This is a genomic window from Mycolicibacterium sphagni (assembly GCF_002250655.1).
GTDB classification, from domain to species: Bacteria; Actinomycetota; Actinomycetes; order Mycobacteriales; family Mycobacteriaceae; genus Mycobacterium; species Mycobacterium sphagni.
Genome location: NZ_NOZR01000017.1, coordinates 71,384 through 86,135, shown reverse-complemented (window position 1 = coordinate 86,135; position 14,752 = coordinate 71,384). Strand labels below are relative to the sequence as shown.

Sequence of the window (14,752 nt, the reverse complement as noted above, 5' to 3'; positions counted from 1 at the left end):
AGACCGTGAATCGCTACGACGCACAAGGGTTTTCATCAGGCTGATCCGATCCCCCACAGACACCCAGGTCCACGCCACGACCACCTGTTAGGCTGCGGCGAAGTGGACAGGCGGTCCTTTGGCGTCAATTTCATTGGAGAAGGTTCATGCGCATCGCCGATGACATCACTCAGCTGACCGGGAAGACGCCGTTGGTGCGGCTGCGTCGGGTTACCGAAGGCGCCGTGGCCGAGGTGGTCGCCAAGCTGGAGTCCTTCAACCCGGCGGGCAGCGTGAAAGACCGCCTCGGAGTGGCGCTGATCGACGCCGCCGAGAAGGCCGGTCTGATCAAGCCCGACACCATCATCCTCGAGCCGACCAGCGGCAACACCGGCATCGCGTTGGCGATGGTGGCTGCCGCACGTGGATACCGGTGTGTGTTGACCATGCCGGAGACCATGAGCATCGAGCGCCGGATGTTGCTGCGCGCCTACGGCGCCGAACTCGTGCTCACCCCGGGCGCCGAGGGCATGCCCGGTGCGATCGCCAAGGCCGAGGAACTGGCCAAGACCGACCAGCGCTACTTCGTGCCGCAACAGTTCGAGAACCCGGCCAACCCCGCGATCCACCGCGCCACCACCGCTGAGGAGATCTGGGCCGACACCGACGGCAAGGTCGACATCTTCGTCGCCGGGGTCGGCACCGGCGGCACCATCTCCGGTGTCGGCGAGGTCCTCAAAGAACGCAAGCCGTCGGTTCAGGTCGTCGCGGTCGAGCCCGCGGCCTCACCGGTGCTCTCCGGTGGCCAGAAAGGGCCGCACCCGATCCAGGGCATCGGCGCCGGGTTCGTTCCTCCGGTGCTCGACACCGACGTGGTCGACGAGATCGTCACCGTCGCCAACGAGGACGCGTTGGAGTTCGCCCGACGACTGGCCCGCGAGGAGGGCCTGCTGGTGGGGATCTCCTCGGGTGCGGCGGTATGGGCTGCTCTTGAGGTCGCCCGCCGGCCCGAGAATGCCGGCAAGCTCGTTGTCGTGGTCCTGCCCTCCTTCGGCGAGCGGTATCTGAGTACCGTCCTGTTTGCCGATCTGGCCGACTGACCCATGCCGCTGGAGATTCTGCGTGACGTCCGGTCGGTCAAGAAACGGGACCCCGCCGCACGTTCGACGCTGGAGATCATCTTGTGCTACCCCGGCCTGCATGCGGTGTGGGGTTACCGGATCAGCCACTGGTTGTGGCAGCGCGGAGCCACGCTCGCCGCGCGGTTCCTCGGCGAGACCATCCGCATCCTGACTGGGGTCGAGATCCATCCCGGCGCCGTGATCGGCAGTGGAGTCTTCATCGATCACGCCACCGGAGTGGTGATCGGCGAAACCGCGGTGGTCGGCAACAACGTCACGATCTACCACGGGGTCACGTTGGGTGGCACCAGCCTCAATCGAGGCAAGCGCCACCCCACCGTCGAAGACGGCGTGATCATTGGCGCAGGCGCAAAAGTGCTGGGCGCCATCACGATTGGTGCGGGCAGCCAGATCGGTGCCAATTCCGTCGTCGTCAAAACGGTGCCGCCCGGCTCGGTGGTGGTCGGGGTACCAGGCCAGATCATCGGAAATCCGGGTGGAACACCTTCCGGCACTGATCAATCCAACCTGCCCGACCCTATGGGTGTCAGCATGCAATCACTGCTGACCCGGGTATCCAAGCTGGAGTCGCTAGCCGACGGCCCGGGGACCGAACGCGTCATTCGGCCCCCCGAGGCCGGGGTGTGGCACGGCGAAGACTTCTCGATCTAGTTCCGTCATCGAATCCGGTTGATCCGAAGGGTCTGATCACGCCCAGGGCGGGATTAGCGTCTGCAGGCGCTAAGACCACCGAAAGGGCATCATGTCTAACCAAATTGAGGAATCTGGCGCCGCTCCGGCCACCGTGGCGGCTGACGGCCGCCCGCACCGCAAGCTTCGGGGCTCGCTCGGTGTGTGGGGCATCGTGTTCGTCGTGGTGGCCGCCGCTTCCCCTCTGGGCGTGATGGGTGGTCCGGTGCCACTGGGTATCGCCAACGGCAATGGCGTCGGATTCCCCGCCATCTTCGTCATCAGCACCTTGATCATCCTGCTGTTCGCGGTCGGCTTCACCGCGCTGACGCCCTACGTCCCGGATGCGGGTGCTTTCTACTCCTATATCGGTAAGGGTTTGGGCCGGGTAACCGGCTTCGGGTTCGCGTTCGTCGCGCTGATCTCCTATCTCACCCTCGAGATCGCTGTTTACGGACTGATCGGCCAGGGCGCCCAGGCACTGTTAACGTCCTACGGTCTTCCCAATATCCATTGGGGCATATGGGCTTTCGTGGCCTTTGCGATCGTCACAGCGCTTGGTCACTTCAATATCGACCTGTCCCGCAACGTGCTCGGCGTCCTGCTGCTCGGTGAGGTAGCGATCGTGCTGGCACTCGACGCCGCTGTCGTCTTCAGCGGCGGGCAGGAAGGCCTGTCCACCGGCATCGTGACGCCGTCCGAAATCGTCTCGGGCGCACCGGGTATCGCGCTTCTGTTCGCGATACTGAGCTTCATCGGCTTCGAGGCCACCGCGGTGTTCCGGGACGAGGCCCGTGAGCCGCTGCGCACCATCCCCAAGGCCACCTACCTGGCCGTCATCTTGATCGGCGTGTTCTACACCGTGTCGACGTGGGCGCTGATCTCCGCGGTCGGCGACAGCAAGGCCGTCGAGAAGGCCCAGGCCGACCCCTCGTCCCTGCTGCCCAACGCCACCGAGCAGTACCTCGGCGCCGCCGGGCTGCACATCGTCCAGGTGCTGTTCGTCACCAGCCTGTTCGCCTGCATCCTGTCGTTCCACAACATCGTCGCCCGCTACGTATTCACGTTGTCCAACCGCAAGGTGTTCCCCGCGCAGCTCGGCGAAGCGCACGCTTCCCACGGCTCACCGCACATCGCCTCCGGGGTGGATGCGATCGTGGTCGCGATCGCCATCCTCGTGGCGATCCTGTTCCAGCTCGACCCGGTCACGCAGTTCTACACCTGGCTGGCCGGCATCTCGACGGTCGGCGTCACCATCCTGCTGATCGCGACCACCGTCGCCGTGCTGGCCTTCTTCACCCGGCAAAAGCGGTCCGGTCATCTGGAAGTGTCGACCTGGCGTGCGTTCATAGCGCCCGGGCTCGGCCTGCTCGGCCTGGCGATCTCCTTCGTGCTGATCCTGCAGAACCTGCCTGGTCTGGTCGGCGACTCCACGCCTATCGCCATCGGAGTCGTCGCGCTACTGGTCGCGTTCTTCGCGCTGGGCGCCGGTATCGCCGCCCGGCGACCGCACGTGACCCTGGAGTGACCCCGGCAGGCTCGCGCCGTAACCTTCATGGTCATGAGCGAGCCGTACGAATCCCTCACTGTCGAGGTCAAGGACCATGTCGCCCAAGTCACCTTGATCGGCCCGGGCAAGGGCAACGCGATGGGTCCGGCGTTCTGGTCCGAAATGCCGGTGGTCTTCGCTGACCTCGACGCCGACCCTGACGTCCGCGCGATCGTGCTGACCGGCTCGGGCCGTAACTTCAGCTACGGCCTGGACATCGCCGCCATGGGTGACACGATTGGCGGCGCCATGTCCACGGAGGTGTCGGCCCGGCCTCGCAAGGATTTCCACACCAAGCTCAAGCGCATGCAGCAGGCCATCACTGCAGTGGCCGATTGCCGCACGCCAACCGTCGCCGCGATCCACGGCTGGTGCATCGGGGGCGGCGTCGACCTGATCAGTGCGGTCGACATCCGCTACGCCAGCGCGGACGCCAAGTTCTCGGTGCGAGAGGTCAAGCTGTCAATCGTCGCCGACGTCGGCAGCCTGGCCCGGCTGCCCTACATCCTGTCCGACGGGCATCTGCGCGAACTGGCATTGACCGGCAAGGACATCGATGCCGCGCGCGCGGAGAAGATCGGTCTGGTCAACGACGTGTACGCCGACGCCGAGGCCACGCTGGCCGCTTCGCACGCAACAGCTGCCGAGATCGCCGCCAATTCACCGCTGGTGACGCACGGCATCAAAGATGTCCTCGACGAACAGCGCACGGCCGACGTGGCGGCAAGTCTGCGTTACGTCGCGGCGTGGAACTCGGCGTTCCTGCCGTCCAAGGACCTGTCCGAGGGCATCTCGGCCTTGTTCGGCAAGCGCAAGCCGGAATTCACCGGCGAATAGCGGGCTAGCTGCCGGCCTTGATCGCCGGAACCGCCTTGGTGGTGGCCAGCGCCGTCGGTTCGTCGGAGGGCTGGGCCGTCGTGGTAGGACCGATGTTCATCCCGGCGACGGCGGGCGACGAGTAGGGCGGGAACTTCGTCTCATCACCTGAATCGGCGGTGTGGGTCAGCGAGATCGGCGCAGGGTGGGTCAATCCGAAGAGGCCGAGAACGGCGATCGCGCCGCCACCTACGACGGTACCCAGCAACCTTTTATTAAAAGCGAGGCTTTTTTCAAGCTTCTGAGTATTAGACACGTTGTACAGACACCTTTCAGGACATTTTTGCGTAGCGGCGAATGGCCCGGCCACTCAAACCAGTCGCCAAGCACCCATTCCAACGCCTCGCATCCTTTCTATGCCTGATCGGAGCCGATGGCACGGCTCCCCAGCTGATCCACAGCAGTCTTGATCCGGGCTGACAGCTGAATGGCATGCATCGCCCGCGAGTGGGGACCTGTTTGTGTTCAAGAAATGAGGAGAAGCGCGGACGTGATGAGCATGACGGCGGCGGTGACACCATGGATTCCGAAGGCTGTCGACTTGGACCCGCCGTTGCGCAGCACGATCGCCGCGTCGGCGAGCGGAATGATCGTGGCCGCCAATATCATCCAGCCGATCAGCTGGGTCGCGCCGGCGATCATCAGGACGATGACGACTAGCCCGGTGGCGATGTCGCGGACGCCCTTGACGCTCAGATAGGCGCCTGCACCGGGTTGGTCCAGATCTGGGAGGACACCGTAGCCCGCGGCGGCGACGCGCGGGGCGACAAGGAAGCGTGCGCCGATGAAGACGATGCCCGCGGCGAGCAGTCCGGCGAGCACATAGCCGATGACGGTGGTGATGTTCATGTCGAACCACTCCTAGGGTTTGTCAGCGGATCGGTGAGAACGAGGTCGGGGCGAGCAGTGTCGTCTGCACGTCGACGATGTCGCCGACGTCGAAGCCGGCCATATCGTCGGCGAATTCCGGGCTCGCCATGATCTGGCGGGTGAGGTGGTCGGGGTCGGCGCCCGGCGGGTAGCCGATCAGCGCGACGACGCGATTCGCGCCGCCGATTCGCTCGGTCCACACACCGTGGGTGATGACCCCGAACGTCGTGAACGTCGACAGGTGACGGGCCCAATGCACCGTTGCGTACTGCTGCAGAGCATCCGGTGAGCGCAGGGTGTAGATCCTGAGTTGAAACATCGAAATCGTGCTCCTTCAGTTGAATTCGGCTGGGTCCATCGGTGGGTCCGGGTGTCAGACCATCAGCACCACGCAGAGGGCGGCCACTGCCAGACCTTGCAGCAACGCGCGGGCGTTGATGATCGAGTCCCACTTCGCTTGCAGCGCACGACCATTCGCCAGCGACTGGCCCGCGTCAGCAGCTGCTGTCATTTGCCTGTTGATGGGTGCGCTCACCCGGGTATAGAACGCGAGCCAGACCACCAGCAGGACCAGTGCGGCACCGGCCACGATGGCTTGGGCCCAGTGCGCGGCCACCGCGGCCAGCGCCGTGCTCGCCGCGGTCGCCACGACCCCGAGCACCCCGGGCACCGGCATCCGCCGATCTCCGTATCGATGCACGCGTCCCATCACCACGATCAGGGTGGCGTCGTCCACCGACGCCAAAGCCGGTCGCAGCACGATCGCGCAGAACACGTCGGTGCCGTAGACGACCGCGGTGCCCAGCACCGCGATCAGTGCGGCGACACGTGTGAGCAGGTCCATGTCATAACTCCCTCGGTCCGCAATCGCTAGCAACGCTAACCCTCGGTCCGCCCCGTGTCAATAGCATCGCTAGCACGTATAGCAATGCTACGGTTGGGTATGGCATTCGAGGATCGGCGTGAACGTGAGCGAGCCGCCCGCCGGCAGCTGATCGTCACCACCGCCCGCGCAGTCGCCGAGGCTGAAGGTTGGGAGGCCGTCACCACGCGTCGGCTGTCCACCGAGATCGAGTACAGCCAGCCCGTGTTGTACAAGCACTTCACCGGGATGGAACAAATCGCTGAGGCGGTCGCCATCGACGGGTTCAGCGAGCTCGCGGAGGTGATCGGGGCCGCCCGCCACGCCGCCGGCACAGCCAGTGACACCCTCGCGCGGATCGCACAGGCCTACTTGAACTACGCCCGCGACAACCCGGCGGTCTATGACGCGATGTTCACTCGTGCGACTAGCTTGCGCTTCGCCGCCCAAGACACGCCGGCGCAGCTGAGGGCGGCCTTCGGTGAGCTACGCCAAGCGGTCGAACCAGTCGCTGACGACCAAGACGCGGACTCGCTCACCGAGGTGTTCTGGGCCGCACTGCACGGACTGGTCACCCTCAGCCGGACCGGCCGGCTACGCCCTGACTACGACTCGGAGCGTCTCCAGATACTTGTCGACCAGTTCGCCAACAGATCCGAAGGCATTGCGTAGGCAAGCATTGACCGGTTTGAGTCCAGCGCCTTGCCGAAACGCCGAGCGCCCAGCCAAAGCCCCCGCGCTGGCGGTGGCGGTGGCGGAGGGATTTGAACCCCCGGACGGTGTTAGCCGTCTCTCGCTTTCAAGGCGAGTGCATTAGGCCGCTCTGCCACGCCACCGCCGACAAGCGTAGCGGTTCAGACGCGGCCGACCTTGGCCGAGTTGCCGCCGACCTTCAGCGAGGCGCTGATGCGGCGACAGTTCTCCCCGATCGCCGCCATCTGCGGACGCGACAGCGGGCCGAGGAAGTTCTCTCGGACGCCCGTCGCGTACGTCAGCATCGCATCCTCGACCACCTCGCGGCCTTGGTCGGTGATCCCGGCCAAGACTCCTCGCCCGTCGTCGGGACTGGCTTCTCGACGCACCAGCCCTGCCGTCTCGAGCCGGCGAATCTGGCGAGTCACCCGGCTGGGCAGCGACATGAGCTGCTCGGCCAAATCCCCCATCCGTGCCGCGCCGGTTTCAGAGTTGTCCAATATCTCCAAGAGACGGACGTCAACCAAGCTCAACTTGTGCTTTTCGACGAGTCCCCGATTCAGTGTTCCGTAGAGCCGCAGTGCCGCGTCGAGGAAGTTCTGCCAAGCTCTCTGCTCGGCTATATCCAACCCCGGCATCTCACTTGCGGTCCGCCCCGCAATCATCCCTCCCATAGCGCAATGGTAAGGGACACAGCGCGGTACGAGGCGTGAATGACTCGGGAGTAACCTAACCGGATGCTGGCTATCGTCGTTGAATCCCCGGACCGCCTGATCTGGCGGGAAGTACCCGACGTTTGCGCAGGACCCGGCGAAGTGTTGATCAAGGTCACCACCGCGGGCGTCAACCGAGCCGATCTCTTGCAGGCGGCCGGGCACTACCCGCCCCCACCGGGTGCCAGCGACATCCTCGGCCTTGAGGTGTCCGGCGTGATCGCGGCAGTTGGCGATGGGGTCACGAAATGGACTGTCGGACAAGAGGTTTGCGCGCTTCTCGCGGGCGGCGGCTACGCCGAGTTCGTCGCCGTCCCCGCCGGTCAGGTGATGCCGATTCCGTCCGGAGTCTCCGTGAACGACGCCGCCGCGTTGCCAGAGGTCGCCTGCACGGTGTGGTCGAACATCGTCATGACCGCACATCTGGCACCCGGTGAATTAATCCTTCTGCACGGCGGCGCCAGCGGTATCGGCACTCACGCGATTCAGGTGGCGAGGGCGTTGGGCAATCGGGTCGCGGTGACCGCGGGCTCGCGATCCAAGCTCGACGTGTGCGCAGAACTCGGCGCCGAACTCCTAATCTCTTACCGTGACGAGGATTTCGTCGCACGCGTCAATAACGAAGGTGGCGCCAACGTCATCCTCGACCTGTTGGGCGCGTCTTATCTCGACCGCAACCTCGATGCCCTTGCGCCCGACGGCCGCCTGGTCATCATCGGCATGCAGGGCGGCGTCAAAGCCGAACTCAACATCGCCAAGATGGTGCCCAAGCGACTTCACGTGATCGCAACGTCATTGCGCGGCCGGCCCGTCGACGGACCAAACAGCAAGAGCGTGATCGTCGACGCGGTCGTGAAATCGGTGTGGCCCATGCTCGCTGACGATCGGGTCCGTCCGATCATCGGTGCCCGCTTCCCCATCGCCGACGCGGGCGAGGCGCACCGAGTCCTGACCTCTGGAGAGACGTCCGGAAAGGTTCTGTTGACTGTCGGGGACTGAGCGTCAGCCCAGCGACGCCAGCGCCCGTACCAGCTGATCGACCTCGGCCATGGTCGAATAGTGCGCCAGCCCGACGGTGACCGCGCCACCGATGTCGTTGACGCCGATCAAGTCCAGAACACGCGAATTGGCATTGGAAACAGCCAGGATTCCGTTGTCGGCCAACCGCTGCACCACGCGCTCGGCGGTCACCCCGGTGACGGCAAAGCTGACCACCGGGATCTGCACCTCGGGCCTACCGATCACCATCACGAGCGGCAGTGACCGCAACGAGGTCATCAGGTAGTCGAACAGCTCACCAAGGTAGGAACCCGCGGATTGCATTGACAGCGCGAGTCTTTCGCGACGGCTGCCCCGCGCCGACTCGTCCAGGCCGGCCAGGTATTCGATACTGGCGACCACACCTGCCAGCAGTCCGTACTGGTGGCCACCCAGCTCCAGGCGAGCCGGCCCGGTGGCGCCGGGGTCCATCGAGACCGATCCGAAGTTCTCGATCAGCGAGGGGTTGCGGAACACCAGCGCACCGATCGGCGGACCACCCCACGCCGGCGCGTTGAGCGCCACGACGTCGGCATCGATCTCGTTGATGTCCATCAGCTGATAAGGCGCCGCGGCCGAGTGGTCCACCACGACCAGCCCGCTGACGTCGTGCACAAGTTTGGTGACCGCACCCACGTCGGTGAGAGTGCCCAGGGTCGACGATGCCGAGGCCATGGCCACCAGCTTGGTGGGCGGGGTGATCAGGCTCTCCCACTGCCACGACGGCAGCTCGCCGGTCTCGATGTCCACCTCGGCCCACTTGACCTTTGCGCCATACCGGTTTGCCGCGCGCAGCCACGGTGCGATGTTTGCCTCATCGTCGAGCCGGCTCACCACCACCTCGTAGCCGATGCCGGCCCGCGACGACGACGCGTCGGCCAGGGACGTCAACAGAATGGAGCGATCGGCGCCGAGCACCACCCCGCCCGGATCGCCGTTGACCAGATCGGCCACCGCTTGGCGGGCGGCCTCCAGAACAGCCACGCTGCGCCGGGCCGCCGGATGGGGGCTGGCGGTGTTGGGCACCGACCCGCGGAACGCCGTCGAGACCGTGGTGGCAACCGACTCGGGAATCAGCATCCCCGCCTGAGCGTCGAAGCGCATCCAGCCGTCGCCCAGCGCGGGGTGCAAACCACGCACCCGGGCGACGTCGTATGCCATGGAGACCACCTTAGAGCTTTGGTGATTGCGCTATCGAGACAGCAAGGGTGCCTGCGGTCCCCCAGGGCAGGATCACCTCGGCAGCCATACTAGTCCAGTGAGCTTCGCGTTCGGACTGATCATCGCGGTCTTGTTGCTGATCCTGCCGGGTGCGGTAGTGGCACTGGCCGGGCGGCTGGGTTGGGCCGCCGCGCTCGGGGTCGGCCCAGTGCTGACGTACGGCGTTGTGGGCCTGGCCATCATCCCGTTTGGTGCGATCGGGATTCGCTGGAACACCTGGACAGCACTGCTGGCGCTGGCCATCGTGACGGCCGGGGTGTTCGGTTTGCGGGTACTGCTCGCCCGGTACCGCGCCGTGGGCTCGACCGCCCCGCCGATCTCGCTGTGGCCTGCCCTGACCGTGGCGGCCGGGGTGATCCTGGGCGCACTCTTCGTCGGCATCGCAGCCTGGCGGGGCATGCCGTACTGGCAGTCGATCCCGAGCAACTGGGACTCCGTATGGCACGCCAACACCATCCGCTGGATTCTCGACACCGGCCAGGCGTCGTCGACACACATGGGCGAGCTACGCAACGTCGATACCCACGCCGCGCTCTACTACCCCTCGGTGTTCCACGCGCTCGGGGCTGTGTTGGCCCAGCTCACCGGAGCCGCGCCGACCACCGCGTACACGCTGAGCTCACTCTCGGCGGCGGTGTGGCTGTTCCCGCTCAGCGCCGCGCTGCTGACCTGGCAGCTGTTGCGCCCTTCCGGCGGGCAGGAGCGCAGCGACGGCGGGATCAACACAGCCTCGCAATGGCGCGCCGCCGGTGCCGCGGCCACCGCCGCCGCCCTGTCGGCGTCGTTCACCGCCGTGCCCTACGTCGAGTTCGACACCGCCTCGATGCCCAACATGGCGGCCTACGGCATCGCGGTGCCGGCGTTCGTACTCATCACATCGTCACTGCAGCATCGCGACCGGATCCCGCTGGCGGTGCTGGCGCTGATCGGGGTGTTCTCGGTACATATCACCGGCGGCGTGGTCGTGGTCACGTTCGTGGTGGCGTGGTGGCTGCTCGACGCGCTGTGGCATCCGGTGCTGGGCCGGCTGCGCGACTTCATCACCCTGGTCGCGATCGCCGCGCCGACGCTGGCGGTGCTGCTGCCGCAGTTCCTCGGCGTGCTGCAGCAGGCCGAGGTGATCGCTGGGCACGCCTTCCTGACCCACCAGGGCCGCAAGCGGACGCTGTTCAACGGGATCGTCCAGCACACCCGGCACCTCAACGACTATCCGATCCAGAACATCCTGATCGCGCTCGCGGCGGCCGGCTTCGTGCTGCTGCTGACCAAGCGGGTCTGGTGGCCGGCGGCGGTGTGGCTGCTGATGATGCTGGCGATTGTGCATTCGGGAGCGCCCTTCGGCGGTCCGGTCGGGGCGATCATCGGCAAGTACAGCGACCTGTTCTACAGCGACCCGCGCCGGCTGTCGGCGGTGGTGACGCTGCTCCTGGCTCCGATGGCGGGGATCGCGCTCTACTCCGCGGCGCTGCTGGTGGTGGCCGGCGCACGGCGGTTGACGCAGCGCTGGGCCGCCGACCGGGACCCCGATCGCGGTTTCTGGCTCAGCGCCACAGCGATGCTGCTACTGGCCGTCACCATCGGTTTGGCCTGGCACTACTTCCCTCGGCACCGCTACCTGATGGGCGAGAAGTACGACAGGGTGATGATCGACAGCAAGGATTTGGAAGCGATGGCCTACCTGGCCAGCTTGCCCGGCGCCCGCGACACTCTGATCGGCAACGCCAACACCGATGGCACGGCCTGGATGTACGCGGTGGCCGATCTGCACCCGCTGTGGACGCACTACGACTACCCCGTGCAACAGGGACCGGGCTACCACCGCTTCATCTTCTGGGCCTATGCCGACGACGCCGACCACGATCCGCGGATCGCCGAGGCCGTTAAGGCACTGAACATCCGCTACGTGCTGACGGGTAGCCGGGTCGTCCGCGGGTTCGTCATGCCCGACGGACTAGTGTCACTAGACAAGTCCAAGTCGTGGGCGAAGATCTACGACAACGGCGAAGCTCGCATCTACGAATGGCGCGGATCTTCGCCACCGGACACCCAATAACAGTGGGACACGAAGGAACCTTCACTTCCATGACGACGAACACAGACGACGACAACATCGAGATCATCACCGGACCCGAGGGCGGCGACGACGAGGGACGCTCCGTCACCGACCTGGTGGAACAGCCGGCGAAGGTGATGCGAATCGGCACCATGATCAAGCAGCTGCTCGAAGAGGTGCGGGCCGCACCGCTGGACGACGCAAGCCGCAGCCGGCTGCGCGAGATCCACGCGACGTCCATCCGCGAGCTCGAAGACGGCCTGGCCCCCGAGCTGCGCGAGGAACTCGAGCGGCTGGCGCTGCCGTTCACCGACGACTCCATCCCCTCCGATGCCGAGCTGCGTATCGCGCAGGCACAGCTGGTCGGCTGGCTTGAAGGTCTTTTCCACGGAATCCAGACCGCGTTGTTCGCCCAGCAGATGGCCGCACGTGCCCAGCTGGAGCACATGCGCCAGGGCGCGCTGCCGCCCGGCATCGTGCAACCCGGCCCGCCCGGAGTTCCCGGTCACGGCACCGGGCAGTACCTGTAACACGAGACGCACGGTGGCCTCCGACGACCCTTTCATCGAAACCCGCGACGCCTGGGTCGAGTTTCCGATCTTCGACGCCAAGACGCGTTCGCTGAAGAAGACGTTCCTGGGTGCGGCCGGCGGTGCGATCGGGCGCAACACCGAAAACGTCGTCGTCATCGAAGCGCTGCGGGACATCACGTTGTCGCTGAAGATGGGCGACCGGGTTGGCCTGGTGGGCCACAACGGCGCGGGCAAGTCCACGCTGCTGCGGCTGCTGTCTGGGATCTACGAACCGACCCGCGGTTCGGCTACGGTTCGCGGCCGGGTAGCGCCCGTCTTCGACCTCGGCGTCGGGATGGATCCGGAGATCTCCGGCTTCGAGAACATCATCATCCGCGGCCTGTTCCTGGGACAGACGCGCAAGCAGATGATGGCCAAGGTCGACGAGATCGCCGACTTCACCGAGCTCGGCGAATACCTGTCGATGCCACTGCGGACCTACTCCACCGGTATGCGGGTGCGGCTGGCCATGGGTGTGGTCACCAGCATCGACCCCGAGATCCTGTTGCTCGACGAGGGCATCGGCGCGGTGGACGCCGACTTCCTCAAGAAGGCGCAGTCGCGATTGCAGAGCCTGGTCGAGCGATCCGGAATCCTGGTGTTCGCCAGCCATTCCAACGAGTTCCTAGCGCGGCTGTGCAAGAACGCGATGTGGATCGACCACGGCACCATCAAGATGGCCGGCGGCATCGAAGACGTGGTGCGGGCCTACGAGGGTGAGGACGCCGCACGGCATGTGCGGGAGGTGCTCGAGGAGCACAAGAGCGACTGGTCGGACGGGGTCGCCACCCCGTGACCGACAAGGTGTGCGCGGTCGTCGTCACGCATCGCCGTCCCGATGAGCTGGCCAAGTCGCTGGACGCCCTGAGTGCGCAGACCCGCATGGTCGACCATCTGATCGTCGTCGACAACGATTGCGACGACCGGGTCCGTGACCTGGTCGCCGGCCAGCCGATCCCGTCGACCTACCTCGGCTCGCGCCGAAACCTCGGTGGTGCAGGTGGATTCGCGTTGGGCATGCTGCACGCATTGACGCTGGGCGCGGACTGGGTGTGGCTGGCCGACGACGACGGCCGCCCCGACGGCGCCGGCGTGCTGGCGACTCTGCTGACCTGCGCTGACCGGCACCGGCTGGCCGAGGTGTCGCCGATGGTGTGCGACATCGACGACCCCGACCGGCTGGCCTTCCCGCTGCGCCGCGGGCTGGTGTGGCGGCGTCGGGTCTCCGAATTGCGGGTGGACGGCTCCGGTGACCTGCTGCCCGGAATCGCGTCACTGTTCAACGGTGCGCTGTTCCGCGCCGCGACTGTGGAAGCCGTTGGAGTACCTGACATTCGGCTGTTCATCCGCGGCGACGAGGTGGATATGCACCGACGATTGGTGCTGTCGGGTTTGCCGTTCGGAACATGCCTGGATGCGAGCTACCTGCATCCCCAGGGCAGTGACGAGTTCAAGCCGATTCTCGGCGGAAAGATGCACACCCAATATCCGGACGACCCCACGAAGCGTTATTTCACCTATCGCAACCGCGGCTATCTGCAGGCGCAGCGGGGGCTGCGCAAGCTGGTGCCGCAGGAGTGGGTGCGGTTCGGATGGTTCTTCTTGGTACAACGCCGTGACCCGGCCGGATTCGCCGAATGGATTCGCTTGCGGCGCTTGGGTCGGCGGGAAAGGTTCAGCAGATGACGTTCATCGACGCCGCCGCTCAATCGAAGACGTTCACGCGAGCATGGGGCGACCTTCTCGACGGGTACCGCAAGCGCGAACTGTGGCTGCACCTCGGTTGGCAGGACATCAAGCAGAAGTACCGCCGCTCGGTGCTCGGCCCGTTCTGGATCACGATCGCCACCGGAACCACCGCCGTCGCGATGGGAGGGCTGTACTCGCAGCTGTTCCACCTCAAGCTGTCCGAGCACCTGCCCTATGTAACGCTCGGGCTGATCATCTGGAACATGATCAACGCCGCGATCCTCGAAGGCGCGGATGTATTCATCGCCAACGAGGGTTTGATCAAGCAGCTGCCGACGCCACTGAGCGTGCATGTCTATCGACTGGTGTGGCGGCAGATGATTTTGTTCGGGCACAACATCGTGATCTATGTGGTGATCGCGATGGTCTTCCCGAAACCCTGGTCGTGGGCGGACTTGTCGGCGATCCCGGCACTGCTGCTGATCATGCTCAACTGTGTGTGGGTGTCGTTCTGCTTCGGCATTCTGGCCACCCGCTATCGCGATATCGGCCCGTTGCTGTTCTCGATCGTGCAGTTGTTGTTCTTCATGACGCCGATCATCTGGAACGACAACACGCTGCAGCAGCAGGGCGCCGGCAAGTGGGCGAAGATCATCGAACTGAATCCGCTGCTGCACTACCTCGACATCTTGCGCGCGCCTCTGCTCGGTGCTGACCAACACTTGCGGCACTGGGCCGTGGTGATCGGGTTGACCGTGATCGGCTGGCTGGTCGCGGCGTTCGCTTTGCGGCAGTACCGGGCTCGGGTGCCGTACTGGGTCTAGCC

17 protein-coding genes and 1 tRNA gene are annotated in these 14,752 nt (G+C 65.5%); 11 read left to right on the top strand and 7 right to left on the bottom strand.

The window, feature by feature from the left end; all coding sequences use genetic code 11:
* Positions 1–146: 146 nt before the first annotated feature.
* From cysK to CG716_RS19175, 4 genes are all read left to right on the top strand, one after another.
* A complete protein-coding gene (gene cysK, locus CG716_RS19190; protein ID WP_094482495.1) occupies positions 147–1,079 on the top strand; it encodes a cysteine synthase A in 933 nt (310 codons plus the stop codon).
* A 3-nt stretch (positions 1,080–1,082) separates the two neighbouring features.
* Complete coding sequence (cysE, locus tag CG716_RS19185) at positions 1,083–1,772, top strand: serine O-acetyltransferase (protein WP_094482493.1); 690 nt, start codon at positions 1,083–1,085, stop codon at positions 1,770–1,772.
* 91 nt (positions 1,773–1,863) lie between these two features.
* Entirely contained in the window at positions 1,864–3,318 is a 1,455-nt protein-coding gene (locus CG716_RS19180) for an APC family permease (RefSeq protein WP_094482491.1), read from the top strand.
* Positions 3,319–3,351: 33 nt separating this feature from the next.
* On the top strand, positions 3,352–4,176 hold the full coding sequence (locus CG716_RS19175) for a crotonase/enoyl-CoA hydratase family protein (RefSeq protein ID WP_094482597.1): 825 nt from the start codon (positions 3,352–3,354) through the stop codon (positions 4,174–4,176).
* A gap of 4 nt (positions 4,177–4,180) precedes the next feature.
* Here CG716_RS19175 and CG716_RS19170 read toward each other — a convergent pair whose 3' ends face one another.
* The 4 genes from CG716_RS19170 to CG716_RS19155 form a co-directional block, all read right to left on the bottom strand.
* Positions 4,181–4,423, bottom strand: a complete 243-nt coding sequence (locus CG716_RS19170; RefSeq protein WP_094482489.1) for a hypothetical protein — start codon at positions 4,421–4,423, stop codon at positions 4,181–4,183.
* Positions 4,424–4,680: 257 nt separating this feature from the next.
* The gene (locus CG716_RS19165) at positions 4,681–5,064 is read right to left on the bottom strand and encodes a DUF4267 domain-containing protein (protein ID WP_094482488.1); all 384 of its coding nucleotides are present in this window, start codon (positions 5,062–5,064) and stop codon (positions 4,681–4,683) included.
* A gap of 22 nt (positions 5,065–5,086) precedes the next feature.
* The gene (locus tag CG716_RS19160; protein WP_094482486.1) at positions 5,087–5,404 is read right to left on the bottom strand and encodes an NIPSNAP family protein; all 318 of its coding nucleotides are present in this window, start codon (positions 5,402–5,404) and stop codon (positions 5,087–5,089) included.
* Between the two features lie 54 nt (positions 5,405–5,458).
* Positions 5,459–5,929, bottom strand: coding sequence for a DUF1772 domain-containing protein (locus CG716_RS19155; RefSeq protein WP_094482484.1), 471 nt, complete (start codon positions 5,927–5,929; stop codon positions 5,459–5,461).
* 99 nt (positions 5,930–6,028) lie between these two features.
* Here CG716_RS19155 and CG716_RS19150 point away from each other — a divergent pair, with 99 nt between their 5' ends.
* Positions 6,029–6,619, top strand: coding sequence for a TetR/AcrR family transcriptional regulator (locus tag CG716_RS19150; RefSeq protein ID WP_094482482.1), 591 nt, complete (start codon positions 6,029–6,031; stop codon positions 6,617–6,619).
* Positions 6,620–6,693: 74 nt separating this feature from the next.
* On the opposite strand, the gene CG716_RS19145 is transcribed toward CG716_RS19150, so the two are convergent.
* Together CG716_RS19145 and CG716_RS19140 are read right to left on the bottom strand one after the other, a co-directional pair.
* Positions 6,694–6,783, bottom strand: a tRNA-Ser gene (locus tag CG716_RS19145).
* 18 nt (positions 6,784–6,801) lie between these two features.
* Positions 6,802–7,314, bottom strand: coding sequence for a MarR family winged helix-turn-helix transcriptional regulator (locus CG716_RS19140; protein WP_094482480.1), 513 nt, complete (start codon positions 7,312–7,314; stop codon positions 6,802–6,804).
* 63 nt (positions 7,315–7,377) lie between these two features.
* Here CG716_RS19140 and CG716_RS19135 point away from each other — a divergent pair, with 63 nt between their 5' ends.
* The gene (locus CG716_RS19135) at positions 7,378–8,352 is read left to right on the top strand and encodes an NAD(P)H-quinone oxidoreductase (RefSeq protein WP_094482478.1); all 975 of its coding nucleotides are present in this window, start codon (positions 7,378–7,380) and stop codon (positions 8,350–8,352) included.
* Between the two features lie 3 nt (positions 8,353–8,355).
* Here the strand turns inward: CG716_RS19135 and CG716_RS19130 are convergent, their stop codons facing one another.
* Positions 8,356–9,552 (bottom strand): cysteine desulfurase-like protein, encoded by a 1,197-nt coding sequence (locus CG716_RS19130; protein WP_094482476.1) that lies wholly within the window; start codon positions 9,550–9,552, stop codon positions 8,356–8,358.
* A gap of 97 nt (positions 9,553–9,649) precedes the next feature.
* Here CG716_RS19130 and CG716_RS19125 point away from each other — a divergent pair, with 97 nt between their 5' ends.
* Genes CG716_RS19125 through wzm form a run of 5 tightly spaced genes read left to right on the top strand, consistent with a single transcriptional unit; the run spans position 9,650 to position 14,750 of the window.
* The gene (locus CG716_RS19125; protein ID WP_094482474.1) at positions 9,650–11,665 is read left to right on the top strand and encodes a DUF6541 family protein; all 2,016 of its coding nucleotides are present in this window, start codon (positions 9,650–9,652) and stop codon (positions 11,663–11,665) included.
* Between the two features lie 29 nt (positions 11,666–11,694).
* The gene (locus tag CG716_RS19120; protein WP_094482595.1) at positions 11,695–12,195 is read left to right on the top strand and encodes a bacterial proteasome activator family protein; all 501 of its coding nucleotides are present in this window, start codon (positions 11,695–11,697) and stop codon (positions 12,193–12,195) included.
* 13 nt (positions 12,196–12,208) lie between these two features.
* On the top strand, positions 12,209–13,033 hold the full coding sequence (gene wzt / locus CG716_RS19115) for a galactan export ABC transporter ATP-binding subunit Wzt/RfbE (RefSeq protein WP_094482472.1): 825 nt from the start codon (positions 12,209–12,211) through the stop codon (positions 13,031–13,033).
* Positions 13,030–13,923: a galactofuranosyltransferase GlfT1 gene (glfT1, locus tag CG716_RS19110; RefSeq protein WP_094482470.1), complete on the top strand. Its 894-nt coding sequence runs from the start codon at positions 13,030–13,032 to the stop codon at positions 13,921–13,923. Before wzt ends, glfT1 begins: the two co-directional genes overlap by 4 nt.
* Positions 13,920–14,750, top strand: a complete 831-nt coding sequence (wzm, locus tag CG716_RS19105) for a galactan export ABC transporter permease subunit Wzm/RfbD (protein WP_094482468.1) — start codon at positions 13,920–13,922, stop codon at positions 14,748–14,750. The genes glfT1 and wzm overlap by 4 nt, the downstream gene beginning before the upstream one ends.
* The last annotated feature ends 2 nt before the right edge of the window (positions 14,751–14,752 follow it).